Origin of the sequence: Fictibacillus sp. NPDC058756 (assembly GCF_042746035.1) — a bacterium.
Classification (GTDB): Bacteria; Bacillota; Bacilli; order Bacillales; family Fictibacillaceae; genus Fictibacillus.
The window spans coordinates 524,979-550,160 of sequence record NZ_JBHYPU010000001.1; the positions used below are offsets into that span (position 1 = coordinate 524,979).

A 25,182-nucleotide genomic window follows, 5' to 3' on the forward strand; every position below is an offset into this window, starting at 1 on the left:
TTTAAAACGCTTCATTTTTAAGAGGTTTATTAAAGATTAGGAGATAATCATTTTGAATATTAAGGAGAACTCATTAATAAAGAATACTAATCAGAAATTATTCAATCTTATGGACGGCAATGGGGAATTTTATAAAAGTATTATTCCTGGTAAATTTGGTGGTAATCGAAAAAGTAAAATCTATGGTAATTTAGATTGTCCGTCGGCACTGCACGCAATTTCAAAAGGGGGTTACATAAATCACCGTGTATTTTTTGCAGATGAAAAAAATGCACTAGCAGCGTGATACCGTCCGTGCGGTACATGTCTTAAACGAAAATATATAGATTGGAAAAGTACTCAACTATAGTTCAGTAATTTTTATGTGTTTTTTTAAGACAACAAACCACTCCTTTATGTAACGAATATTTAAGTATTCAGGATGTTTTTCTACGATCTCAATAAACCATGATACTTGTCCGTCCCAATTTTCTATTTTCCCAGGCGAGTGTAGCTGCCATCCTAATTCCTCTAATGTAAAGTTCGACTTTGCACTGTTTCTCATCATAGAAGTACTTACTAGATTCTCTTCTGTATTATCTCCACCTTTGGCAATCGGAATAATATGATCGATTGTAGGTAGTAAATCCCAGTAGGCAGGATGACATTCACTCATCTTCCAATTTGGATGAAACGGAAATTCTTCTGGATAGCTCATTGAAAGAATCCTGAGCACCGGTGGAAAAATTAACTTTTGACCGCTATACCGATCGATAAATCCATCTTTCATAAAAACCCGCAACATCAAAGCTTTTGAATAAGATCGCTTTACATATTCTATCTTTTTAAAGGGGTATTGGTGTTTAATTAATTCATTACCAGATGCTTTATTTCCGGATTCAACAAACTGACATAGTGATTTAATTAGATCTGCTTTATTCATGTAATGTCCCCTTTTGTTTTTGATTGGAATAAAAGACAGATATTATACAATACCCAAAATAGAGAAAATAATAGTGTAGAACCAAATGTTTGTAATACAAGACATTCATATAACGGTGTCATGAAAAAGTACATGCAGGGTTTGGTTAACAGTGAGAAAGAGAAGTGAACGAGCAATTGCTCGTTCTTTTTTATTTAGGAAAAACCATTTATAGTACATATTGTATATTATTGGTAGTATGATAGTTTAGACATTACATGTACCTTAACAGATATTGAAATGAATCGATAACTAGGAGGTCAGGGATGAAAAGAATACTTATTTTTTTATTTACCTTTTTTATTGTATTTGGATTATCTTCAATAACTCAAGCTGCAGACAACATTAAAGTCCAGATCAATGGCAGCTTAGTAGATTTTGATGCTCAACCCTTTGCTGAGGACGGCAGGGTGTTGGTACCTTTGCGTGGAGTTGCTGAGGAAATGGGTGCAGAAGTGAATTGGTATCCGGCAACAAACGGTATAACGATCAAGAATGGCATGAAATATATCCACTTTAAACTGAATTCTAAGTTGGTTCTTAATAACGGAGAAGATACCATCATTGATGTTGCACCTGCTGCTAAGAATGGCCGTGCTTTCCTCCCGCTTCGATTTATTGGTGAGCAATTCGGAGCAGAGGTGAAATGGTCGCCGAAAGACCAAACTGCGTATATTTTCAAAGGAGAACTTACAACTCTACTAAAACCGTTTTATAAAGGCATGCCTCTAAGCGAAATTGACAAACTTGTAGAAAAGATAGACTATTGGGACCTTTCGTATGGAGAAGGTTCATTAACAGCTAAAACGAAAGTTTGTGGAAAGGACGCTTTATTTCTTTTTTATATTAAAAATCACGGATTGAAGAATCTTCAAATAGCTTTCGAGGATTCTGGAGATTCAGAGGAACTTGGTAAGCATTATAGTGAAATGATGAAAGCCGAATTAGGAGCATACACATTAAATAAAGAAACATATTATGATTTTACGTCAGAGTGGAATCAATACAACAAAGCTTTAGCCACTCGCTATAATCTGAATACACAGAAGACTGAAGACGGAAAAGTGTCAGTCACTATTAATAAAGTGTTTGAGTAAAGATTGGAAGGCCGTTTTCATTCTTCATGTTTGGAAGCGGTTCTTTTATGAGAAGAGAAGGGGATGAATGAATGGTCACTATTAAGAAGAATTCATTTTTTGTTTCTTGGTTTTTAAGTTTTACATTGTTGTTTTCGTTGTTTTTATCCAATGAGACGACCGTTCATGCCGAAACTGAAACGGAACCAGTTACTTATTTAGCACTCGGGGATTCTTTAGCAGCGGGTCAAACTCCGTACTTTAAAATAGGAAAAGGGTATACCGATCTACTTGCTGATGACCTAGATGAAATTGGATTTTTAACTTCTTTTAGTAAACAATACGCCTTTTCACTTTATACCTCCCAGCGTGTACTCGATGATATAGTAAATGACGTTCGGAAAGGAAAAGACGATACGATCGGTATTAGAGCAAATATTGCAAAAGCAGATATGATTACATTAGATGCTGGAGCAAATGATCTCCTTCAAAAGATGAAACGAACAGATGATGGGCTTTACATTAATCCGGCAGATCTTTCGGTGGTTTTAAAACAGGTTGAGTCAAATATAAAAGCCATTTTAGAAGAAGTGAAAATTCTTAATCCTAATGCTCACGTATATGTAATGGGTTATTATAATGCCTATCCATACTTGCCAGCCGATCAGCAAGAACAGTTTCTTCCTATATTAAATGAATTGAACGAAACGATTAAAGAAGCCGCCATTAGTAAAGGTGGCGTTTATGTACCAACGAAAGATGCAATAGCAGTTAATGTTAAAGTAAATCTTCCAAACCCATCAGACATTCACCCAAGTGTAAAAGGATATGAAAAGATTGCAGAGGAGTTCTGGAAAATTGTATTACCAGCTATAACAAATCAGTCGAGAGAAGCGATTTATGTTAACGGGCTGTACCAAACATTCGATCAAGATCCGGTTTACATCAAAGGTAGAACACTGGTACATGTGCGTGGAGTATTTGATGATTTAGGCGCGACTGTCAGTTGGGATTCAAAAACAAATTCAGTCATCATCAAAAAAGGTTCAGATGTTATTCAACTCGAACTAAACTCCAATAAAGCCTATAAGAACGGAGTACTCTTTAATATTGATGCATCAGCCAAGGTAATTAACAATAGAACGATGATTCCACTTCGATTTATTTCTGAATCTATTGGAGCAAAAGTAAAGTGGGATGCTGGAACAGGGAACATTTTTATAGCGAATTAAGAAAAAAAAAATAAAGGTCGCTTTCTAATCGTCTGGATTGGGAAGCGGCTTTTTTTGTTTGGTAAACAGGACAATTTCTGACTATTTACATTGCTTAAATATTGCCGATAAATTAGTAGATTATGGATAAAAAGGGGGGTATATTTTGAAGAAGATTATTTCTAGTATTCTAGCAGTTTTTTTATTGGCAGTACTTTTGCCTACGAATGCAGATGCTGCAGGGGAAATTAAGGTGCAAGTTAACGGAAGTCTATTAACTTTTGATGTTGAGCCATATGCGGACAATGGGCGAGTGCTAGTTCCATTACGTGGAGTATTTGAGAAGCTAGGCGGAGAAGTCAGCTGGGATAACAGTACTCAATCAGTTACTGTAACACATAAAGGTGGAACAGTGAAACTGAAGTTAAACGCTAAAATGGTTCAGATCAACGGTGAAGAGAAAGCGATCGATGTACCGGCAAAAGCAAAAGAAGGCCGTACGTTTGTGCCACTTCGCTTTGTAGGGGAAGCGATGGGTGCTGTCGTAAACTGGTCTGTTAATAATCAAACCGTCTATATCTTTTCAGGTGAACTTACGAATCTATTAAAGCCGTTTTCTAAAGGGATGACGAAAGAAGAGATTGAGAAGCATGTTTCAAATTCGAAGTATATCGATTTAAGTGACGGGACAGGTGTAATAAATGCTCCGGTTACGATATACGGATATCCTGCAGACGCCCAATTCTATATTGCTGAGAATGGACTAATGACAATCATGGTAACTTTTGAAGTTACTGGAGAAGTAGAAGCAGTAGGTAAATTTTATAGTGAACAAATCAAAAAAGAATACGGAGCATATAAAGCAAATACGCTGCCATTCCATGACTACAGTAATGTATGGGAACAGTATATGTCTCCTCTTAATACTCGTTATGCAGTGAATATAAACGAAAGATCAAATGGAAAAGTGGAAGTGAAGATTGAAAAAGTTTTCCCAAACACAACAACTACAGTAAGAGTCAATTAATCAGACAGGTGGTAAACACCTATTTAAGGAAGGTACTCAATGAAAAGACTATCAAAATATCTTGTAAGTTTAGTAGTAGCTTTTTCACTTATACTTCCAGTCAGTCATCATGCGTCAGCAGCAGCTATCTCTGTATATATTAATGGTCAGAAACAGATCTATGATCAGCCTCCTGTTGCTGAGAACGGTCGAACGTTGGTTCCTTTGCGAGGGATTTTTGAGTCGTTGGGAGCGGACGTTAAATGGGATAGCAAGACAAATAAAATTACAGCCACAAAAGAGGATACAGTTGTTACATTAACGATTGGTTCAAAAACTACTTATATTAATGGAGTTAAAACTCTTATAGATGTACCGGCAAAAGTAATCAATAACCGTACGCTCGTTCCACTGCGTTTTGTTTCAGAGGCGTTTAACGCAGAAGTGAAGTGGGATGGCGCTAAAATGCGTGTTAATATCACCTATAATGAAACAGATGAACCCGGACAGTCAGAAGATTTAACGATATCGGAACTGGTGGAATTAAACGATCATAAAGTTGTTAAGATTGAAACAAATACAGGGCAAGGCAGTGGGGTATTTGTTGGGGAAGGGCTTATTTTAACAAATGCCCACGTAGTAGATCAGATGACAGATGCTGCTGTTTATTTTAGCGAAAGCACACTTGAATGGGTGGATGGCATTGTTGCTTATGATGAAGAAGTGGATTTAGCGTTGTTGAAGCTTCAGCATCCGATTAACATTGACCCAGTAAAGATTGGATCTTCTTATGACCTTGTAAAAGGTGAAAAAGTTGTAGCGATCGGCAGTCCGCTAGGGTTTCAAAATACGGTGTCAGATGGCATCGTAAGCAACCTTTATGAAATGGATGGGGTAAGAGTCATTCAGAACACGGCATCTACTGATCATGGAAGCTCTGGCGGCGGACTTTTTAACATGAGAGGCGAACTTGTAGGAATTACGAGCAGCGGGATAGATGGCAGTAACGCGGATATTAATTTCTCTGTCGCAATTGATGAAGCGAACAAGTGGAAGTCATACTTTACAATGGACCATTCTAAACTTCCAGTAATGGACTGGAATCCGCTTGGACCGAAGCTGATTAGCGGTGTTTCATTAGGAATGACGAAAGAAGATGTTAAGGAAATTGAAGTAGGTACCCTTGTAGAGGAAAGTGCAAATAGTCTTATATTCACAGATATTGATCTGATGAATTATTATGTAACCGCAGAATATATTTTTGAAAATGGGAAACTAATAGGACTTGAAGTTTATTTTGATGAAGCATATTTATTTGACCGGAATGAAGCAGAAGATTTATTTTACGGCTTAACCTATGAATTAGAGAACGAATATGGTTACGCAGACGAATATGATCTTGACTGGTTAGATGATGGTTTGAATCCTGAAATCGCCGCATTATGGTATGGAGACAGCACTGATATCCCAGCAATCTATTTTTATGTATATGAAAACGATTATGCTGAAATGGAATCGACAGTCAGACTTTATATCTCACTAGATCATATATTAGAAGAATAAAAAAATCCGCCCACAGTCTAAAGCTGCGGGCGGATTTTTTACTTTCGTGCCAAGGAGTATAAGTCCATAACGGTAATGTAATTAACCTTGTCTTGCTGAACATACTCTACATTTACAAAGAATGCATTGGCGATTGCACGTACCGGTACCATTGTGCGTCCCTTAATTGATTGTGAACTAACATCTAGCGTTACTTTTTGGCCATTAACTAGCATATAGTTTTGTCCAATCTTATGCTTAATCGTTACATCAATGTCTTCTTTATAAGATGTAATCATGTTCGTCGTGCTGTCCCAGCTGACCGTTGCACCAAGTGCTTCAAAAATACTGCGCATTGGAACGAGAACACGGCTGTTGATAATAGCTGGTGCTACATCAGGAGAAATCTTCTTACCGTTCACGTAAACAAACGTGCCAGATTTATTAATAGGTGTTATTCCTTGAATGTGATTAACGCGATATTCAAGTTTTGCCATTTCGAATTGGCGATCTTGAAGCTCTGGAGCTTTCAAGTCAAAATAATGATATTCACCCGGGGATAATTCAATTTCACCAAATGCATACGATTTATTAAGCATGATGTTATTGTTGGCATCGGAAATTTTAATATCTGCCGACTTAACGATTAAAAGACGATTTCCACGGTTAATGATGAATCCTTTTAACCCATACTCGGAATTTCCGTAAATATCTGCATATACTTCTGCATCTACATAACTTACCGTAGCTGCTTTCGTTGCAGGTGCTTGAAACAGAGATAGAACAAATACAAAACTTAATACACTAATCCAAAACTTTTTCATCTTATCCTCCTAAAATTAGCCGTTACCATATAAAAGGTGACGGGTGCCCATCCTATTCTACGACGTAAATCCCGCCAGTTTCTTGATCCCAAACTACTTCCGTATCAAAAGATTCTCCAATAAAACGAACAGGAACCATCGTACGTCCGTTTAAAGCAATCGCTTCTTGATCAAGTGCCACTGTTTCACCGTTTTTTGTAGCAGATTTTTCACCAATTTTAAGAGTGATAGTAACCCCATCTTTTGTTGCAGTAACAGTTTGCGTTTTATTGTCCCAAGTGATTTCTGCACCTAATGCTTCAAAAATGGCACGAAGCGGAACAACGGTTCTGTTTGCGATGACTACTGGCTCTTGGTCGAACTCTACTTCAACATCATCTACATAAACTTTTGTTTTCTTTTCTTTTTTACTTTCTTCTTTATCTGTTTTTTCAGGTTTAGCTGTTTCAATGCGATCTAATTGTTCTTGAGCCATAGTTTTTAGGGAAGCAGCTCTATCGTTCAATGCTGCAATTTCATAAGCATTATCCGTTTTGCTCTCTAATCCAGAAAGCTGTTTCTCAACAGCATTTAATTGATTAATAGAAGAAATGAGTTTTCCACGAACGCCATTTGCGCTTTCGTATTTTTCTTCTTTATCCAGTTCTTCCTCTTCCGCTTCTTCTTCAGACTGCTCTTCTTCATCAGAATTTTCGTCGGATTCTTCATCTTCATTGCTTTCGTCATCAGTTACGTCTTCACCTGGTTCCTCAGCTGTATCTTGATTAGTTTCGGTTTCAGTGTCTGTGTTTTGTGCAGCAACTTCTTCTGTTGCAGGAATTTCTTCTTCTACAGGTTCTTCTGTAGTAGGATCTTCTTCAACAGGAGGTTCTTCGCCTTCAACAGGTGGTTGCTCTTCAGTTGGTGGCTCTTCCTCAGAAGGTGTTTGTCCACCTAAAATGCTGTCAAGCTTACCAGTTGCTTCACTAATGCGCTCTTCAATGTCATCCAAACGTTCGTTGATCTGCTCAAGCTGTTTTTCAGCACCTTTATTTTCTTTGTCCTTGCCTTTCCCACCTTTTCTGTTCCCTTTGTCGTCATCTTCCTCATCGTCGTCTTCATCTTCTTCGGGATCGTCTGTATCGTCATCGCTGTTATCATCTTCGTTGTGTCCTTTGCCCTTCCCGTTATCCTTCTGGGCAACAAAATCCTTCATGCCTTCAGCAGCCGCATATGCAGGCGATGCCAAGACAATAGTGGCAGCTAAAAAGCTGAACGTGAGCTTCTTGTACCAAGTTTCTTTCTTTTTCATTCCCTTTCCTCCTTGAGATGTTTGTTAGGGTAATGGCAGCTGGCTGACATCGATCGAATCAACTCGATCATTAGCCCCTATAGCTTTGTGACACTGGATTTCTCCAGTTGTACCCTTCTTTTTATATCGGTTTAACAGTGAATTTTATGTAATATTTTGTAAAATGTTATGTTAGGAAAGCGACTGTGTTATAACGCACTGTATGAGGACTGGAAAATGGGATGGATTTTGTTAGAGGAGAATAATTGCTGAAAATTAATGCGGAATATTTTAATAAAAAGATGTTCGTTAAAGTGAACGAAAAGTTCTTTAAAAATTACAAAATTGTATGAAAATTGAAGAAAAAAGAAGGTAAATAGTACATTTGTACATTAAAAAGAACAAAATTGAGCTTAAATGAGGGTTTTTAAACTAGGTATAACGTTCTATAATAACAACATAAATGTTCTTTAAAAAGAACAACATGAACTAGAAAGGGGAGGGAGAAGATTAGAAAGAAAAGATCAAATGTGAGGGATAGAAAATGGTACCATGTGAAATTTATACTTCTACAAGTTTTTGCTGCTTATTATATCATTTTTTTCTCAATTAACTTCTTCCAGATTGGTATACCGACTACTGCCTATTTCTCAGATGAATATAAAGCAAAAGTTACTCTTTTGGGCCCTCCAGAGAAAGATAAGGATAATTGGAGTAAAAGTTCACTGGAATATGTTAATAATTCTACAACTCTGGAATGCTCTTTATTATCTGCTGCTTTCATGAACGGAATAGATTCAGAACCAATGTTAACAAATTTAAGATACGGCATTTATAAAGATATCAATGGAAGAAATGATACAGCTTTGTTCATTGGAGAAGTAAATAAGAAACTAGGAACAGGTGAATCGTATACCATTAGTTACGATATTTCTGAGTTTGGGTCAGGAAAGTACGTAATGAAAGTCTTTCAGGAAGAAGGACACCCAGGGAAAAGCACTCCTACAGCTGAATCAGTTAACTACAATGGAAAATGCACAACGAACAATTTAAACGAAATAGAATCACCGCAACCAGAAACACCACAACAGTCTCAAAATGATACAAGTTCTGAACCTGAACTTGAAGAACCAGGTTTAGATAAGGATTCAGAAGAAGATAATAGTCCAACTGTTAACGATAGCCAGACTGGAGAAAGCTTACCTGAAAAAGTTGAAGAGATAAACAATGGAAATGAGGAGATAACAAATGAAAGTTCTCAAGATAATTAGTCGAGTTGCTTCGGTATTAATAATACTTGCATTAATACTTTCTGCAACCTTAGCGATTTCTTCACAGCTATCTAAAGGTACTCCCAAATTTTTTGGTAAAACCATGATGCTTGTCTTATCAGGCTCAATGGAACCGTCCATAAAAACTGGTTCAGCAATATTTGTAGAAGATGTAAAGAATCCTGAAGAACTTAAAAAGGGTGATGTAATTACTTTTAGATCACCAATTCAAAATGAAAAAATAATCACTCATAGAATTGAAGAGGTAAAAGGGTCAACTGGTAATTTGCAATTTATTACCAAGGGTGACAATAACGAAGTAATAGATACATTGCCAATACCGGAATCAAATATTCTAGGGAAATATACTGAAATAACAATTCCGTATCTAGGCTATATCGCCTCATTTTTACAGTCAAAAAAAGGAATAGGGTTAGCATTAATTATTCCTGGTTTGCTAATAATGGCACTTGAGATTTTCTCGGTATGGAGAACACTTGTTAAGTATGAAAAAGTAAAGCAAGAATCAGTAGCATAATGTGGATTGAAGTCTTCTCGATTAGAGAAGTTCAATATATAAATACCTACATATAGGTAAAAAATAGGGAGGAAACAAGAATGAATTTAAAGAAAAAGCTTGTAACAAGTGCAACTACAATTGCAGTAGGAGCTATGGCAACAATCGGGGGAACATTTGCATACTTTAGTGATGAAGTAACTGCAACAAGTAAGTTTACAAATGGAACAATTAACCTTCAACCAGAAGCACCTTATCTTGAGCATTTCACTCTCACAAATTGGAAACCAGGTGATAAGCTCGAGGCTAATAACGATAATCAAGAACCTGCAATGGTTTTAAACAACCAAGGAACGCTACCTATGAATGTATTTATGGACGTAGATGTAAGTAGTGTTAAAGGAAGTAGCGATGCTATATATGTGACAGAGCTTAAATATGGTGGAATAGATCTACTACCAAAATATCAACCTGGGCCAGATGGTAAACTAAGTCTAGCTGAATTAGCAACTCAATCAACTGGTAATACCACTCTTAATGGAACTACACATACTGGAATCGGGAAATTTATTGGGAACTTAGATGCTCCTGATGCTAATTCCACTACAGATAAACCGATTAAAGCAGTTACTTATGTATTAGACTTTACAGACACAGGTATAAATCAAAATACGCTTATGGGTGATGAAACATCTATTAACTTCAAGTTCACTGGTTTACAGTATGAGGGTGAGACTTTCAGTCAACAAAACGGAAATATTGATAATAATTCAACTGGCGGAGGTGGAAACTTCCAAAGGACTGATAATGTAAACAATGCAGACACTGTAGACAGAAATAACTAACATGTTTGAGGGTGGGGTTTTAAAATACCCCACCTATTTTTAATAAAAAGAGGTAAGTTTATGAATTTTAAACTTTTAACAATTTTAAGTTTAATAACTGCCTTATTAATAAGCTTCACTCCTCTTCTTAAAACCGGAGCAGATGAAGCACCAAAAGTTATTGATATATCCACGTTTCCAAAGGACACATTTATTGAGATGAACAACATGAAACCTGGTGACTCAGTAATTAGTTCACTTGAGATAAAAAATGATGGAAATGTTGATTTTATTTACAATGGTAAGTCTAGGTTAAAAGAGGGGTCAATTGAGTATTATAATAAATTATTATTAACAATTACGGATTCAAATAACATTATTTTATTTGATGGACTTGTTAAAGATTTTAAATTCTTTGAACCTCGTGGAATCAATCATTCTTCATCAGATAATTTACAAATTATCGTAAAGGTTCCTGATTTGGGAAATGAATATCAAGGACTTTTTGCGACCATTTTATTTTCTTTCTTTGTAGATGGAGAAGAACTACCGGATGACGGAGACCCGCCAGATCCACCGGATGATGGAGACCCACCGGATCCGCCGGATGACGGAGACCCGCCAGATCCACCGGATGATGGAGACCCACCGGATCCGCCGGATGACGGAGACCCGCCAGATCCTCCAGACGATGGAGACCCACCGGATCCTCCAGATGACAACGAACCGCCTACTGAAGATATTGAACCGCCAAGCAACAACCCACCACCAACGAAACCGGCTGATCCACCAAGCAAAGATACTGGTTCACTGCCGCAAACGGGTGAAGAGAATCCACTCTTTATCGTCTTGTCGGGACTCTTCATTTCACTAGCTGGAATTGGTCTATTGTTAATCAAAAAGTCTATTCTTCCTAATCTTTTTAAACGGGGATAGAGGATGAAGTGGCTGGCGTATCTTTTGATTGCTGCAGGCTTATGTACAATGGTTTATCCGAAAGCTAAAAGTGTGTACTACTCGTACAAGGAAACACAGCTGTTGAAAGACTGGGAATCTAGTGAAGATGATTCTGTGATCCAACAGAGCTACCAACAGCTGGATGATGTTTTTTTAGATAAAAGCCAGCCGAAGAATACACCTGCGCCTAAAAACATGAAGAACGGAATCATCGGTAAGCTAGAAATAAACAAGATTGATTTAACCATCCCAATTATGGAAGGTGCCTCCCAAGCGAATTTAAAAGTAGCCGCTGGACATCTAAAAGGCACCTCTCCTGTTGGGGAGGCTGGAAATTCTGCAATAGCTGCACATCGCAGTTACACTTACGGAAAACAGTTCAACCGACTGCCAGAAGTAGAAATTGGGGACACGATACAAGTCGTAACAAAAGACAAAAAGCTTAAATATCGAATCGTTGATGAAATGATCGTGAAGCCTGATGATCTATCTGTGTTAAAAAAAGACAAATCGAAAAGCATCATAACTTTAATTACGTGCCATCCCATGAAAAATCCGACTCACCGTTATATTATAAAAGCTGTTCTGGATAAAGAGGAGGTTTTATAGCAAAGGAAGTTGTTAAATGTGACTAAGAGTCTTGGGAAACAAATTAAAAAATTCCGGTTAAAAAAAGGAATCAGCATAACTAGGCTTGCTCAAAAAGCTAAAATATCGAAAGGCTATTTAAGCAGCATTGAAAGTCATAAAACCAACCCGTCTGCGCATATGATTCAAAAATTGGCAAAAGCGTTGGAGGTACCTGTGGAACAACTGTTAAATATTCAGGTAGAGCTGCTTGATCCTGAATGGGTTGAGCTTGTTACACAAGCGAAAGAAATGGGAATCAACAAGGAAGAAGTACGTGCTTTTCTTGCCTATGAAGCTTGGAAACATTCCTTGAAAGAAGAGGTGTGAACGGTGATCCGCTTAGGCAACGGTTTGTACATCTGCCATTTGAACGGCCACATCTTAAAGGTCGTGTATTTAGGGAATAACGAATGCGAGATTTATCTCGGTGATGAGTATCAGGGAAAAGCACAATTTGATTATGTGAAAAAGAAGTTGAATCTTATGGAGAAGAGATGGAACACTTCGAAACTCGTACACTATAAATTTAGAGAGTTTCAGCCAACTCTTGATTATTCTATTTGAAAAGCCCTCGCTAAAGTAGCGAAGGCTTTTTTTGTACATAGTTTTACCCCGATGACTAGTTGATGTACAGCGTGTTTTCCTCTTCTTTAAATTCTAGTGTAACGCCAAGTGTGCGTTCGATCAGCTTTAACGAGTTGATTGCTTTTCCAGAATAGATTTTTGCAGGAATGATAGCAAAAAGCTCGCCGTCATTATCGAACTGGAAGAAACGAGGGTGAAGTCTTAATGTGTAAGAAATATCACCACGTGTTGCTGTAATGCTCTTTTCATCGTACTCTACTGTTCCGCCATTTGCTGCTGCAATTGCTTCTACAGGCAGGATCAGATTTTCTCTAACCAATCTTGCTCCCTCTAAAGACAACTCTTGTCCTTGATAAACAACAGTAACAATATTTGTATCCTGTTGCTGTTCTTTTTTAGCAGCAAAGCCTGTTGTTCCTGTTGCAGCAACAGCTGTGAATGCTAGAGTCGTTGCGGTAACCCATTTTGCCAATGATTTTTTCATACCAATTCCTCCTAAAGTGTAATGGTAATGGCAGCTGGCTGGCGTAGTACATGACGTTAGCCCCTATAGCTTTGTGACACTGAATTTCTCCAGTTGTACCATTTAAGTCTTAACCGCGGCATACCGATAACTAGTTAAACGGGTAAAAACTATATCTTTTTTATCGGTAAAAAAGTCCTTATTGTTAGGTAATCTTGTAAACATTTGTTTAAAGTTTTTCTATTAAAATGATAGTAATATACTTTTGTAAAAAATTGTAAAATAGTTTGATAATTTGCTATACTAGTTTATGAGGGGTACCAAAAATTTCTATTTTAGAGGGGTTGAAGGTATGAACAAATGGCATAAAACGCTGGCGTCGCTTGGACTGTCTGTCAGCTTAATAGGCTCAAGCTTTGCGCCTGTTTTTGCCGAGACGGATCAATACTCTGCAGAAAAGAGTTCTATTCCAGTCTCCGAATTATTTAAACCAGGAAATCGAGTAAAGGAAAACCCGTACAATCTGGCTAAGCAAAAAGACCAGATTAGTGACTCTGTGTTAGTCGTAAAGTACAACAAATCGTTGTCAACCAGTGATCACAAAAAAGCGGGAGCAACATTGCAACGCAGAATTTCTTCTCTTGGGTACGATGTTGTAAAGATTAACAAGGGCAAGAAGATGGAAGAAGTAATAAAAGCTTACGGCAAACTAAGCAAGGTAGATATTGTTTCACCAAGTGCGAATTTCGTTAAACTTGGGACGACTGATCCAAAGATTGATCAGCAATACCATATGTCACTATTGAATGTGGACAAGGCTCAATCCATGGCTGGTAAAAGTAAAGTACGTGTTGCGGTAATCGATACGGGGATCGATTCAAAGCATCCAGAATTAAAAAACAAACTGCTGCCGTCTTATAATGCGGTAAACCCAATGAACCAAGGTGCACCTGATTACCATGGGACGCATGTTGCGGGGATTATCGCTTCTGAAAAAGGTAATGGTGTCGGCGGTTATGGGATTAACCCGAACGTTGAGATTCTTCCGATCGATGTATTTGACCGTATGGGCGGAGCGTCTGACTACGTAATCGCGGACGCTATCATGTATGCGATTGAGAAAAAAGCAAAAGTTATCAATATGAGCTTAGGAAGCATTTTCCCGTCACCTCTAATTCAAGATGCGGTTGCTAAAGCAATTGCAGCTGATGTAACGGTTGTCGCTGCAGCAGGGAATGAAGGGATGAACCTGAACAGTTATCCTGCAGCTTTTGAAGGGGTAATTTCTGTAGGTTCCACAAACAAAGATAATATGCTTTCTACTTATTCTACATACGGACCTTCAGTGGACGTAGTAGCACCTGGTGAAGATGTATATGCGCCGCTTTATGATTATGAAAAGAAATCTACTTTCTATAAACTGAGCGGAACGTCCATGGCATCTCCAGTAGTAGCGGGCGTGGCTTCTCTTTTATTATCAAAAAATCCGAATCTAAAGCCTAAACAGATTGAATATATCTTAGAGCAAACCGGTAAAGATCTTGGTGCAAAAGGCTACGATGTTAAGTATGCGAACGGTCTTGTGGATCCTGTTAAGGCATTAAGCTTTGACGTTTCTAAGATTCCTAGCTCTGTATATGTACCGAAGAGCAAATCAAGTCTGTTAAAAACGGCTGAAAAAGTAGATCTTTCCGAAAAATTCGTAAAAGAAGGCACCATCAAAAAGGCATACGAAGAACAATTTATCCAATTCCCAGTAAAAAAGGGTGAACTTGTTCAAACAGTTCTTGAAGGTTCCGCTGAATATGACTACAAGTTTACGTATTATCTAGCTGGAAAAGCGATTAAGCCTCTTCAAAAAGACGTGAATAAGACGCTTGAAGGCAAAACAGAAGGTCACTTGTATGAAGTGCCTGAAGACGGAACGCTTGTGATCGGCGTTAGTGACGTGAACGGAAACTACAATGCAGATGGCAAATCAGCATATAAGCTATCTGTTGAGAAGTTTGATAGTTTACTAGAAGATACAAATACACGTGAAAATCCGGTAGCGGTTGAATCATTCCCGTTTGTATCCGAAGGGGAAGGTGATTGGACGTTCACTGGACACGATGGAGATTCTGATTTTTATTCGTTTAAAACAGAAGAGTCACAGATCGTGAAGGTTGCTATTGGCGGTGTTCCTGGAATCGACTCGACGCTTAGCTTGAAAATGATCGAGCCATGGCCCGAAGACATGCCTGAAGATATGCCAGAGGACATGCCTCCAATGGAGCAGGAAATGGATATCGTAAACCTGAAGCCAACTGGTGAAGGTGAAGTTCTAACCTTTGAAGCAATGCCTGGCATGGAGTATGTGGTCGAAGTTGATAACCATACACCAGGGTTCTTCTTCCCAATGAGTTTGTTTGAAGATGGAATGAACCGTGAATATCCTTCTTCACATGTTCCGTATTCACTTACTATTGATGCAAAACCGGTATCTGAAGATGAAGATGGCTTCCCAAATGGTGAACATCTAGAAGAAGAGTACATGGAAGGCGACATGGATGTTGAAGAGTACATCTCTAAGCGAAATGAGTACAAGAAACAGCACCATGATTCCATGGGTGGCGAAGATGACTGGATGGAAGAAGAAAAAGCAATGCTCGAGCGCATTCGTGAAGCAGCACTTGAATATGATCCTGAAGCAGGTGCAGAGGGATACTTCCAATATGCGGGTGATGAAGATTTCTACAAGTTTGAAGTAGAAGAGAGCGCAATCTTTGAGATTGACTTAAGTAATTCTGAAGCGGTTCCAGCAATGGAAATCATGAAGATCATGGAGTTCGAAGATGGATTTACAACACTTGTACCTGTTGCAACGAACATCACGTGGGGCTTCTTCGATATCGGAACTAAAGATAAGTTTTCAGCAGGTCTGCAGTCTGGAGAAGAATACTTTATCCGTGTGATGCACCCGAACTATCAGCCGAGCTTTGACAAGTACAGCTTTACTTCAAAAGTTGTGGTTGAAAATCCGGAAGACAAGTACGAGCCAAACAATGATATCGAGAAAACACCAGTAAAAGACATGCCAGCTGAAACAGTTCGCGGTAACTATGCGATGAACGGCGACTATGATGCTTATTATGTAAAAGCAAAAACGAACGGATTATATGGTGTACATTACAAAACAGTTGCACCTACAAAAGAAATGCAGCAAAAATATCCAGACTTGTTAAAACCGATTGATGGAGTAATCGCCATTTTGGAAGACAAAAACGGAAACCGCATTTTAGATCCGGAAGAATACAGCTCTGCACGTATGTATGACAAGAGCTGGGATAGCGGACCGGAGCAAGGTTCATTCCAAGCAAAAGCTGGCAAAGGATATTTCGTAATCGCTGACCAATGGCTGTGGGATTTCCCTAGTCCGAACCTTAACGAGTACGAACTAACTGTTAAACCGGTTAACACGAAGGATGAAGATGCTGGTTCTGTTGTGAAAAACAACATTCCATCCAAGCCGATCAAGCTGAAGCGTACGGCAATGAAAGAGTGGGAAAGCACTGGACACCTGAACGCAGGAGTAGCAGGCGGAGACGCTGACTGGTATTCATTCAGCTTCATGGCTCCTCATTCAGGTCAGATCACATTCGCTAACGATCAAATCGATGGCGTGATCAGCCTGTATGACAGCAAAGGCAAACTTGTCGCAACATCTGATACGTATGCATTGGGTGATGCTGAAGTGTTGAACTACAATGTTAAAGCAGGGAACTACTTGATTAAAGTAACCGATGTATTCGGCAATGCATCCTTAACACCATATTCGTTGAAGATGAAGATAAATTAATTGTAAGAGGACAGCTCCTTCTTTAGGGGCTGTTTTTTATTTTAAGTTTAATAAAGGCAATAAGTTGTAGGAACGAGATTTTGTAGAACCTGTATAAGGAAGATTGAGTGCTTTTAGCAAATGGGTCGTGATACTTGTGGATGGAAGGTGTAAAAAGTATTTGAACTCTCTGTTCGTAATGGTGGTGGAAATAATAAGGGCATAATCTTTAAGTGCTTCAATATGGGCTGTTTTTGATTTATGCGGACAATTGGGACACCACCAATTTGCTCCTTTATAGTACATGATGAAAGGCTGGTCACATTTGGGACATAGAACGCCCTTCAATAATTCGCGTTTGTCCATTTCAAACAGGTCGCAAACATCCGGATCGTGAGCGTCATGTAATTTAAACAATTGTTTACTTAGCTTTTTCATCTCCTTACTCGTCAACATAGGAGTTTGATATTTTTGTTGGAACTCCGTGAACTTATGATGAAGTTGAGCACTCTTGATGACTTTTGCAAAAGCCTCTTTATATGTAGGTGAGAACTCTACAATGGTAGCTGGATTTGTAATGATAACTAGCCTTTCTATCGGAATGATAGGAAACTTAAGCTGCTTTAAAATTTTTTCTAGATGATAACTTTGGCGTCGGACCTGTTCAATGGGGTCTTCAAAACATTCCTTTTTTCCATCAAGTGTCCGAATCAACTGTTTAACCTTATCATCGAAATATAGATATCCAGCAAGATTTTTTATCTCCAAAATGAGTAGAAAATTAGATGTAACAATAAGTTGATCCATCTGAAAATAGTATTCATCATCCATGATTCGTAAGGCAGGAAGATAAAGGACATTATCGTTTGGCAAATATCGATAAAAATACTTCAGTGATTGTTCACCAGAATATCCAGCTTTAAATCTTCGGTGGCTTTCTATGATTTGAGGTCTTTTATAGTGTGTAGGGGAACTTCGCTTTAATAAAACGTCTAGTTTTTTAATAATTATGGGTGGTTTTAGCTCGATTTTACTCATATCCATTCTCCTTTCATATTGTATATCTGTTTAGGCTATTTTGGCGCATATTACGTATGGTAGCAAAAGGTGAAATGGCCGATTAAGCCCTCGGATTTTGTTAATCTCACGAATTTCGTTAGTAATCTCACGGAAATGAACATTAATTTCACGAATTTTTCAGTAATCTCACGAAAATCTTTACTTACTCGCGAGCCGACACACCTCGACAAATCCAACATCAACAAAAAGCAGGCTAGATCTCACTTGAAAATGGGTAAACTCCCATCAGGGACGTTTGCCCTTTTTTATATAAAAATGTAAAATGAGAAAGGTACTGAAAGGGGATACAATTGAATGATTCTACAAGGTTTCAAGCGTTGGGGATGGGACTATTTTTTTTATGGCGCCTTTCTGCTCGCTGTTTTTCTTAAACTCTACTTATTTGGCGCTTTTTCTGATACAGTTTTCGCTCGAACGGGTCTTGTTGGCTACATAAAAGAGAGCCTGAGCCAACTATTAAATGAAGGAACCATCATTGGTTTCTATGCAGGTTTAACGTTAATCAGCGTCGGGGCACTGTTACTAGTTTCTTTCTGGACGCTTTTCTTAAAGCAAAGCAAACGCTGGATCAGCTTGCTTATTCTTAATGCGGTTCTAACGTTTTTAATCGTTGGTGACCTCATCTACTACCGATATTTCAACGATCTATTATCGATGACCGTGCTCTCTCAAGCCAATCAGGTTGGTGCGATTTCTGGTAGTATACTAGATTTGTTTCAAGCGAAGGACATTATTTTCATTTTAGACCTCATCGTCCTAATTCCACTTGTCACCATCTTAATCAAACGTGGCAACGGGAAACTGAAAGCTCGTATGGTAACACGTGGGGCACTGGGACTTGCAGCATTTGTTATCGGATACCTCTTCGTTATGAGTCCAATCAACGAATATACGAAAAAGTACGGCTCTGCACTATTTGCGAGCAATTGGTACAACATGGCCCTCTACAGTCAAACCGGTCTTTTAGGATTCCACGGCTTTGATGTCTATCGCTATGTGAACGAAGCGTTTTTCCAACAGCAAAAAATTTCTGCAGAAGAATCTAAAGAGATCGAAAACTGGTTCAACGATCATCAAAAAGAGATGAGCAAGGAAACGCCGTTCTATGGCGTGGCGAAAGATAAAAACGTCATTATGATTCAGTTGGAAGCTTTCCAAAACTTCGTGATCAACCAAAAGATCAACGGCGAGGAGATCACGCCGAATATTAATAAACTCATTAACGACAGCATGTACTTCCCGAACTTCTCGCTTCAAACGGGGCAAGGACGTACATCTGATGCAGAATTCTTGGCGAACGCATCTCTTCATCCTTTATATTCCGGATCGGTGTATGTTCGCTATCCTAGCAACACGTTCGATTCGCTGCCAGGCATCCTGAAGCAAAACGGCTATGAAACAGCGGCTTTTCATGCTTATAAAAAAAGTTTCTGGAACCGTTATGTGGTCTATGACAACTATGGTTTTGACCACTTTTTCGGTGAAGGTGATTTTAAAGATGGAGAGATTGCAGGCTGGACGCTTGGAGACAAGCCGTTCATGCAGCAATCTGTGGACGAACTAGTAAAGATGAAAAAACCATTCTACGGATTTATGGTCGCACTCACGAGTCACCATCCGTACAACATACAGTCTAAGTTCCGTACGTTGGATGTAGGTGAATACGAAGGCTCGATCGTAGGCGACTATCTACATTCTGTTCATTATGTAGATGAAGCGGTTGGTATGCTTGTTGAACGCTTAAAAAAGGAAAACTTGTGGGATGAAACGGTACTGCTTCTATATGGAGACCATGACTATGGTGTTGATAATAACGAAGCGATGATGAAAATCGCGGGGGAAGATTTTACTCCGTACAATATTGAAAAAACGTTCCATGAGGTGCCACTTGTGATGCACTTGCCGAATAATGAAGGTAAAGGCGTGTATGAAAGAACCGGCGGACAGCTAGACCTTTCACCAACGATTCTTCATGCACTAGGCGTTCCGTTCGACGACCGTTATATGATGGGCGGCAACTTGTTTGAAGAGAAGAACCAGCTCGTTGTTCAGCGCGATCTTTCATTCACAAATGGCGACTACACATACAAATCATCAGTAGACGGATTCTTCGATAAAGGAACATGCTTTGACGGAAAAACAGGCAAAATTACAGACATCAACCTCTGTAAACCAGCATATGATCAAGCGAAGAAAGAGCTCAACATCTCGGACAAAGTAATCTTTAGTAATGTTTTAGAGAAGTTTATGAAAAAAGAATAAGAGGATAGAAAAGACCCATCAACTTTGATGGGTCTTTTCTATAAGTTTACTTTCAAGAAATAATTAATTTTATTAATTATTAATCTTTAACCATAGTAATGGGGCGAATAATAGCAGAATAAGTCGAAATGCAGCAAAACTTTAAAAACCTAATCAAATCAATGTTTTTTAAGAATATTATTTTATAAAAATAGTACAAACGGCATAGGACAAATCTCTGTAAAAAATATAAAATTTTTCCGTAATGTATAATATTTTGAAATGAGGGGAACTTTTTTGAAAAAGTTTGTTGGGGGACTTTTAAGTGCAGCAATCATTGCTGGAACACTAGCTTCACCTGTTAAGGCGGATTTTAAAAATCCAATGGATGATTATTTTCCGGATGACACTTGGGAGCATTGGGCTGAAGGGGATATGCTCGACATGCTTCAGTCAGATATTTTACGCGGTCAAAAAGTAACAGATCGCAAATGGGGTATAACATATCTTTACTTAAACCCGGATAAAACAATTACGCGTGCAGAATTCGTTGCTATGATTGTACGTGCTCTAGAACTTGAAACAACGAAACAAGGTATTAAATTTACGGATACAACAGGCCACTGGGCTCAAAATGACATCAATACAGCTAGCGCGCTAGGTGTGGTTTCTGGTAAGACTTCAACGACATTTGATCCAAACGGAAAGATCACACGCGCTGAAATCGCTTCTATTCTTTATAGAGCTTATGATCCTACCGTTTATTTTGAAAAAGGAACACCAAAGAACTTTACGGATCTTCCAAGCACGCAGTGGGCGTATAATCACATCCGTCAAGTAAATGGTGTGAAAATTATTAATGGAACGACTGGAACAACGGTATCTCCAGGTAAGAATGCAACACGTGCAGAAGCAGCTGCCATGATTCGCCGTGCCCTTTCTAAAGAAGAAGTAAGCCTTCCGAATGCAGCAGATTTAACAGCGTTAATCTTGGAAGATGAGCATGGCTGGTTTGAAGGGTACAATAACCGTGACGCGGATACACTAGACCTATTAAATGATGAAAACCATTTTGGATTTGCCCATTCTTATATTGGGATGGACAACGAAATGTACCGCTGGATGTTTGAAGATGAAGAAATGCAGGAATTCGAAGATGTTTATACAATTAAAGGTGATCCAAGCCTGACTGTACTTTCTAAATCTACGCGTTTTGCCACTGTAAAGGTTGAAAACTTTATCGTTGAAAACACTTACGAATATCCTGAATACGATGAAAATGATGAACCGACTGGAAAGATCATTACTGAAACAGATGTTCAAGATCGATCTGGTGTTTATAACTTAGTGAGGCGTGACGGTTCGTGGAAAGTTTACACGAATGATTTTATAGAAAATATTTTTTATTATTTTGACGAAGAAGAGGAAGAGCTTTGAGTTAACTCAAAGCTTTTTTAACGGAGAGAAAAGCTATTTCATGAAAATGAAAAGATAGTACCATTCGACTGTTGAAATAGTAAATTAGATGCAAGACAAAGAAGTAATAAATATATAAAATTTTCCTGTAATAACAAAATATGAAAACAAGGGGATAACGTGGATGAAAAAATTGATCGGCGGCGTGTTAGCAGCAGCATTGTTAGTTTCACCATTTACACAAACAACTTTTGCTAATGAATTAGAACAGGATTATACAGACCCGTATTACAACTATTATGCAGAAGACATTGACGGCCATTGGGCAGAAAATGATATGAAGAATATGCTTCATGCAAACATCATCAAAGGTGTGAGGGATGCTGAAGATTTTCTATATCTACAACCAGATAAAAGTATCACACGTGCAGAGTTTACGGTATTAGTTGTACGTGCACTGGAGCTGAAAACAGATCAGCAAGGGAAAGCTTTTACTGATACTCAAAAACACTGGGCAAAAAATGACATCAATACAGCAAACGTACTTGGTATTGTTTCAGGAAAATCTGATACAGAATTCAAGCCAGATATGAAGATTACTCGTGCTGAAATCGCGGCTATTGTTGCCCGTGCTTTCGAGGCAACGGTAACGTTTGAAAATGGAACGCCAAAAACCTTTGAAGATTTGAAACCTGGTCATTGGGCGTATAACCATGTTCGCATGGTGAACCAAGTAGGAATTATCAAAGGAACATCCGAAACAACGGTTTCCCCTGATAAGAATGCTAACCGTGCTGAAGCGACTGCTATGTTAAAGCGGGCATTATGGCTTGAAGATGTCAATCTGCCAGATCAAGAAACAACAATGGATCTTGTTTATAATAGCGAAGCAGATACTGTTGATGCCATTATGGAAAGAAATGCTGATTCGATTTACGCGATTAATGACTCTGCGCGATATGGTTTAGGACATGATATGGGTCAAATGGATGCAGAAATGTTTGAAGAAATTTTTGCAGCTGATGAAGAAGTTGTAGCTGAACTCGTATCGGAACCTACTTTGGAAGTGGTTCATAGATCTACAAGATTCGTAGAATTGAATGTTCAGGACCTTTTAATTGATTATTACTTCACGGATTACGAAACTGGTGAACTGGATGAAGAACCTTATACAGAAGATAAATCTGGCAAGTATTTCTTAATTAAACGTAATGGAGAATGGAAAATTTATTCTTCTGATTTCTATAATGATTTTTTAAGTTTTGAATTATAATTTAGGTTGTTTTACATTGTTGCTATTGAAAGTAGTTGATTTCCGCTCCAGGCTGCTCGCTTTCCACGGGTCGTGCGGTGAGCCTCCTCGACGCGTAGCGTCATTAGGAGTCTCGCACCTTGCGCTTCAATCAACTTGCAAATGTGAGAATAGGAAAAGCGAAAAGCAATAATTTTTTAGAAAAGAGCTTAATTTTAAAAAGCCCGTACCAGAACGATGGGTACGGGTTTTCTCATGAATCTGGAGGTAGAGGAAAGCTTGGAGAAACTATTAGACGATTTTAATCGGTTATCAAATGTTTTAGATAGTTTGAGAGAAGATGTAGAAAGACTATCTGTAATTTCAGAACGATTACGCATAGAAACAAAAAAATTATCATACAAAAAATTATGAGGACACCTTGAACTTGAAAGGTGTTTTTTTAAGTTGATTTATTTTACGAGATATAAATATAATGCCAAAGCATAAAGAGATATGTAAACCAAAGAAAGAATCCGTCCAAATCTAGTAAAACATCCTTTTTCTTTTCTCAAGATAATTAAATGCAGTATGCAAATCAATACCACGATTATAAATATAGGCGATATAGCAAGATTAGAAAATTCAGTAGACATATAACTCACCTTTTTTCTGTAAATTTACTGGAAAACTCAACCTATTTATTATTTATAATGGTATAATTTTCTAAAATAGAAAAGGGGAGAAACGGATGAATGTTAGAAAGAAAGCCTTGAGTCTTGGTTTAGGTCTGTCTCTAAGTTTAACATCCTTAACAGGGATTGAGGCAAGTGCTGCAACAACTATTCCGGTATATGTGAATGGAGTTAAACAAACGTATGATCAGCCGCCAGTCATTAAAGATTACCGCACTTTAGTACCCATTCGGGGAATTTCTGAAAATTTAGGGGCAACTGTTCAATACCGTTCCACAGACCAAACTGTATCTATAAAAGATGAGGATACAACCGTTACACTGAAAATTGGATCCAAAACGGCCTACATAAACGGAGAGAAAAAGACGCTTGATGTTGCGGCGCTTGCGATGAACAACCGCACGTTGGTTCCGCTTCGTTTTGTCGGAGAAGCATTGGGTGCAAAAGTAGCATACGATTCAAAAACTCAGCGTGTACATATATCAAGTGCTGAATTTGCAAAATTAGTACAGGAAAACAAAGAAAAAGTGGTTACCATCCACAAAATCAAACACGGCGAGCGTTATGTGTATCGCGGAGCTGGGGTGTTTGTAAGCCCAAGCCTTGTGCTGACTACTGAAACCGCCGTACACCAAGCACAAGGTGCAGTTATTGAAATGAGCAACGGAAAAGAGGTTACCGTAGAAGGCGTAGTTGAGTTGGATAAGGATAAAAACTTAGCCCTTCTTAAGCTTTCTTCTCCCGTAGAAGTTGACCCAGTTGATATTTCAAATGAATTCAAAGCAGGCGAGAAAGCTATATCTCTTTCTAAAAAAGAGGCAGTGGAAATCGAAATTGAAGATTTCTCGGAGCTTATTGCAAGTAAATTCTATACTAATACTAGATTCACCAACCTGTTCTTCGGTACGCCTCTATTTAACTATGATGGACAATTAATTGGTTTGTCTGTGGAACGTGATGGAGATGACTCTGTAGAATTTTTTGAAAGAGCTGCTGGGGCACTAGACTGGAGTTCTTACTTCTCCATGAAGCATGCAGATATTGAAACGAGCGGTTTTTTTGAGAAGTTGCCATCAAAGCCTATTGAAACCATTGTAGGCATCTCACTTGGCATGGACGACACAACGGTACGTTCACTTGAAAAAGGAGAACTTGGTGAGGAGTCATATCCGTATTTAGTTTATAAAGGTGAAAATGTCTTAGGTCCAGATGGTCAAACAGGCTACGAGTTCTTTCCAAAAGAACGTTCTCTTAAAAGTATTGAATATCATTACGCTTCAGAAACTATGACAAAAGAAGAGGCGACCCAAAAGTATCAGGAGCTAATTCAGAAGCTAGAAGCTATTCATGGTGAGGCTAACGAAATGGATAATAATTGGGAAGTAGAAGAAGACGGTTATTTTGAAGAAATGCATGCAGAATGGTATCCGAAATTTAATGAGGAAAAACCAGTAATTCTTACATCTGTTCAATATAATTCAACTCTGGAACAATATCGTTTTGCGCTTTATTATCTCTTTTACGGATCTTACCGAAAGTAAGATGTTAAGCTGAACCCCTTAATG

The 25,182-nt window shown here is 38.4% G+C and carries 22 protein-coding genes and 2 riboswitches; of the genes, 17 read left to right on the plus strand and 5 right to left on the minus strand.

Annotated elements, in window-relative coordinates; all coding sequences use genetic code 11:
* Positions 1–52 precede the first annotated feature (52 nt).
* Entirely contained in the window at positions 53–286 is a 234-nt protein-coding gene (locus tag ACFW35_RS02570; RefSeq protein WP_379843574.1) for a metal-binding protein, read from the plus strand.
* Between the two features lie 57 nt (positions 287–343).
* Here ACFW35_RS02570 and ACFW35_RS02575 read toward each other — a convergent pair whose 3' ends face one another.
* On the minus strand, positions 344–922 hold the full coding sequence (locus ACFW35_RS02575; protein WP_379843575.1) for an HNH endonuclease: 579 nt from the start codon (positions 920–922) through the stop codon (positions 344–346).
* Between the two features lie 305 nt (positions 923–1,227).
* Between ACFW35_RS02575 and ACFW35_RS02580 the strand changes: the two genes are divergently transcribed.
* The 4 genes from ACFW35_RS02580 (at position 1,228) to ACFW35_RS02595 (ending at position 5,817) form a co-directional block, all read left to right on the plus strand.
* On the plus strand, positions 1,228–2,058 hold the full coding sequence (locus ACFW35_RS02580; protein ID WP_379843577.1) for a copper amine oxidase N-terminal domain-containing protein: 831 nt from the start codon (positions 1,228–1,230) through the stop codon (positions 2,056–2,058).
* A gap of 71 nt (positions 2,059–2,129) precedes the next feature.
* Positions 2,130–3,269 (plus strand): stalk domain-containing protein, encoded by a 1,140-nt coding sequence (locus ACFW35_RS02585; RefSeq protein WP_379843578.1) that lies wholly within the window; start codon positions 2,130–2,132, stop codon positions 3,267–3,269.
* A gap of 145 nt (positions 3,270–3,414) precedes the next feature.
* The gene (locus ACFW35_RS02590; RefSeq protein WP_379843580.1) at positions 3,415–4,275 is read left to right on the plus strand and encodes a copper amine oxidase N-terminal domain-containing protein; all 861 of its coding nucleotides are present in this window, start codon (positions 3,415–3,417) and stop codon (positions 4,273–4,275) included.
* Positions 4,276–4,314: 39 nt separating this feature from the next.
* Positions 4,315–5,817 (plus strand): stalk domain-containing protein, encoded by a 1,503-nt coding sequence (locus ACFW35_RS02595; protein ID WP_379843581.1) that lies wholly within the window; start codon positions 4,315–4,317, stop codon positions 5,815–5,817.
* Between the two features lie 38 nt (positions 5,818–5,855).
* Here ACFW35_RS02595 and ACFW35_RS02600 read toward each other — a convergent pair whose 3' ends face one another.
* A complete protein-coding gene (locus ACFW35_RS02600; RefSeq protein WP_379843583.1) occupies positions 5,856–6,620 on the minus strand; it encodes a copper amine oxidase N-terminal domain-containing protein in 765 nt (254 codons plus the stop codon).
* A 52-nt stretch (positions 6,621–6,672) separates the two neighbouring features.
* Entirely contained in the window at positions 6,673–7,911 is a 1,239-nt protein-coding gene (locus tag ACFW35_RS02605) for a copper amine oxidase N-terminal domain-containing protein (protein WP_379843584.1), read from the minus strand.
* A gap of 31 nt (positions 7,912–7,942) precedes the next feature.
* Positions 7,943–8,035, minus strand: a riboswitch (cyclic di-GMP riboswitch).
* 385 nt (positions 8,036–8,420) lie between these two features.
* Between ACFW35_RS02605 and ACFW35_RS02610 the strand changes: the two genes are divergently transcribed.
* The 7 genes from ACFW35_RS02610 (at position 8,421) to ACFW35_RS02640 (ending at position 12,653) form a co-directional block, all read left to right on the plus strand.
* The gene (locus tag ACFW35_RS02610) at positions 8,421–9,161 is read left to right on the plus strand and encodes a hypothetical protein (protein WP_379843586.1); all 741 of its coding nucleotides are present in this window, start codon (positions 8,421–8,423) and stop codon (positions 9,159–9,161) included.
* Entirely contained in the window at positions 9,139–9,699 is a 561-nt protein-coding gene (locus ACFW35_RS02615; RefSeq protein ID WP_379843587.1) for a signal peptidase I, read from the plus strand. The genes ACFW35_RS02610 and ACFW35_RS02615 overlap by 23 nt, the downstream gene beginning before the upstream one ends.
* Before the next feature lie 80 nt (positions 9,700–9,779).
* The gene (locus ACFW35_RS02620; protein WP_379843589.1) at positions 9,780–10,523 is read left to right on the plus strand and encodes a TasA family protein; all 744 of its coding nucleotides are present in this window, start codon (positions 9,780–9,782) and stop codon (positions 10,521–10,523) included.
* A 60-nt stretch (positions 10,524–10,583) separates the two neighbouring features.
* On the plus strand, positions 10,584–11,438 hold the full coding sequence (locus tag ACFW35_RS02625) for an LPXTG cell wall anchor domain-containing protein (RefSeq protein ID WP_379843590.1): 855 nt from the start codon (positions 10,584–10,586) through the stop codon (positions 11,436–11,438).
* Between the two features lie 3 nt (positions 11,439–11,441).
* Complete coding sequence (locus tag ACFW35_RS02630) at positions 11,442–12,068, plus strand: class D sortase (RefSeq protein ID WP_379843592.1); 627 nt, start codon at positions 11,442–11,444, stop codon at positions 12,066–12,068.
* Positions 12,069–12,086: 18 nt separating this feature from the next.
* A complete protein-coding gene (locus ACFW35_RS02635) occupies positions 12,087–12,416 on the plus strand; it encodes a helix-turn-helix domain-containing protein (protein WP_379843594.1) in 330 nt (109 codons plus the stop codon).
* 3 nt (positions 12,417–12,419) lie between these two features.
* On the plus strand, positions 12,420–12,653 hold the full coding sequence (locus ACFW35_RS02640) for a hypothetical protein (protein WP_379843596.1): 234 nt from the start codon (positions 12,420–12,422) through the stop codon (positions 12,651–12,653).
* A 55-nt stretch (positions 12,654–12,708) separates the two neighbouring features.
* On the opposite strand, the gene ACFW35_RS02645 is transcribed toward ACFW35_RS02640, so the two are convergent.
* Positions 12,709–13,158: a stalk domain-containing protein gene (locus ACFW35_RS02645; RefSeq protein ID WP_379843598.1), complete on the minus strand. Its 450-nt coding sequence runs from the start codon at positions 13,156–13,158 to the stop codon at positions 12,709–12,711.
* A 26-nt stretch (positions 13,159–13,184) separates the two neighbouring features.
* Positions 13,185–13,268: riboswitch (cyclic di-GMP riboswitch) on the minus strand.
* A 221-nt stretch (positions 13,269–13,489) separates the two neighbouring features.
* Here ACFW35_RS02645 and ACFW35_RS02650 point away from each other — a divergent pair.
* On the plus strand, positions 13,490–16,975 hold the full coding sequence (locus ACFW35_RS02650; protein WP_379843600.1) for a S8 family peptidase: 3,486 nt from the start codon (positions 13,490–13,492) through the stop codon (positions 16,973–16,975).
* Positions 16,976–17,011: 36 nt separating this feature from the next.
* On the opposite strand, the gene ACFW35_RS02655 is transcribed toward ACFW35_RS02650, so the two are convergent.
* Positions 17,012–17,992, minus strand: a complete 981-nt coding sequence (locus ACFW35_RS02655) for a nuclease-related domain-containing protein (protein ID WP_379843601.1) — start codon at positions 17,990–17,992, stop codon at positions 17,012–17,014.
* A 336-nt stretch (positions 17,993–18,328) separates the two neighbouring features.
* On the opposite strand from ACFW35_RS02655, the gene ACFW35_RS02660 reads away from it, so the two are divergent.
* From ACFW35_RS02660 to ACFW35_RS02675, 4 genes are all read left to right on the plus strand, one after another.
* Positions 18,329–20,296 carry an LTA synthase family protein gene (locus ACFW35_RS02660; protein WP_379843603.1) on the plus strand — a complete coding sequence of 656 codons (1,968 nt, stop codon included), beginning with the start codon at positions 18,329–18,331 and terminating at the stop codon, positions 20,294–20,296.
* A gap of 276 nt (positions 20,297–20,572) precedes the next feature.
* A complete protein-coding gene (locus ACFW35_RS02665) occupies positions 20,573–21,712 on the plus strand; it encodes an S-layer homology domain-containing protein (protein WP_379843605.1) in 1,140 nt (379 codons plus the stop codon).
* A gap of 163 nt (positions 21,713–21,875) precedes the next feature.
* Positions 21,876–22,964 carry an S-layer homology domain-containing protein gene (locus tag ACFW35_RS02670; RefSeq protein WP_379843606.1) on the plus strand — a complete coding sequence of 363 codons (1,089 nt, stop codon included), beginning with the start codon at positions 21,876–21,878 and terminating at the stop codon, positions 22,962–22,964.
* A 709-nt stretch (positions 22,965–23,673) separates the two neighbouring features.
* Positions 23,674–25,158: a stalk domain-containing protein gene (locus tag ACFW35_RS02675; RefSeq protein ID WP_379843608.1), complete on the plus strand. Its 1,485-nt coding sequence runs from the start codon at positions 23,674–23,676 to the stop codon at positions 25,156–25,158.
* The last annotated feature ends 24 nt before the right edge of the window (positions 25,159–25,182 follow it).

Excerpts from the sequence above, each read along its gene's own strand:
- ACFW35_RS02580 (WP_379843577.1), top strand. The coding sequence starts at position 1,228 with ATGAAAAGAATACTTATTTTTTTATTTACCTTTTTTATTGTATTTGGA.
- ACFW35_RS02605 (WP_379843584.1), bottom strand. The coding sequence starts at position 7,911 with ATGAAAAAGAAAGAAACTTGGTACAAGAAGCTCACGTTCAGCTTTTTA.
- ACFW35_RS02585 (WP_379843578.1), top strand. The coding sequence starts at position 2,130 with ATGGTCACTATTAAGAAGAATTCATTTTTTGTTTCTTGGTTTTTAAGT.
- ACFW35_RS02655 (WP_379843601.1), bottom strand. The coding sequence starts at position 17,992 with ATGAGTAAAATCGAGCTAAAACCACCCATAATTATTAAAAAACTAGAC.
- ACFW35_RS02575 (WP_379843575.1), bottom strand. The coding sequence starts at position 922 with ATGAATAAAGCAGATCTAATTAAATCACTATGTCAGTTTGTTGAATCC.
- ACFW35_RS02615 (WP_379843587.1), top strand. The coding sequence starts at position 9,139 with ATGAAAGTTCTCAAGATAATTAGTCGAGTTGCTTCGGTATTAATAATA.
- ACFW35_RS02660 (WP_379843603.1), top strand. The coding sequence starts at position 18,329 with ATGATTCTACAAGGTTTCAAGCGTTGGGGATGGGACTATTTTTTTTAT.
- ACFW35_RS02600 (WP_379843583.1), bottom strand. The coding sequence starts at position 6,620 with ATGAAAAAGTTTTGGATTAGTGTATTAAGTTTTGTATTTGTTCTATCT.
- ACFW35_RS02625 (WP_379843590.1), top strand. The coding sequence starts at position 10,584 with ATGAATTTTAAACTTTTAACAATTTTAAGTTTAATAACTGCCTTATTA.
- ACFW35_RS02620 (WP_379843589.1), top strand. The coding sequence starts at position 9,780 with ATGAATTTAAAGAAAAAGCTTGTAACAAGTGCAACTACAATTGCAGTA.
- ACFW35_RS02630 (WP_379843592.1), top strand. The coding sequence starts at position 11,442 with ATGAAGTGGCTGGCGTATCTTTTGATTGCTGCAGGCTTATGTACAATG.
- ACFW35_RS02645 (WP_379843598.1), bottom strand. The coding sequence starts at position 13,158 with ATGAAAAAATCATTGGCAAAATGGGTTACCGCAACGACTCTAGCATTC.
- ACFW35_RS02650 (WP_379843600.1), top strand. The coding sequence starts at position 13,490 with ATGAACAAATGGCATAAAACGCTGGCGTCGCTTGGACTGTCTGTCAGC.
- ACFW35_RS02670 (WP_379843606.1), top strand. The coding sequence starts at position 21,876 with ATGAAAAAATTGATCGGCGGCGTGTTAGCAGCAGCATTGTTAGTTTCA.
- ACFW35_RS02675 (WP_379843608.1), top strand. The coding sequence starts at position 23,674 with ATGAATGTTAGAAAGAAAGCCTTGAGTCTTGGTTTAGGTCTGTCTCTA.
- ACFW35_RS02595 (WP_379843581.1), top strand. The coding sequence starts at position 4,315 with ATGAAAAGACTATCAAAATATCTTGTAAGTTTAGTAGTAGCTTTTTCA.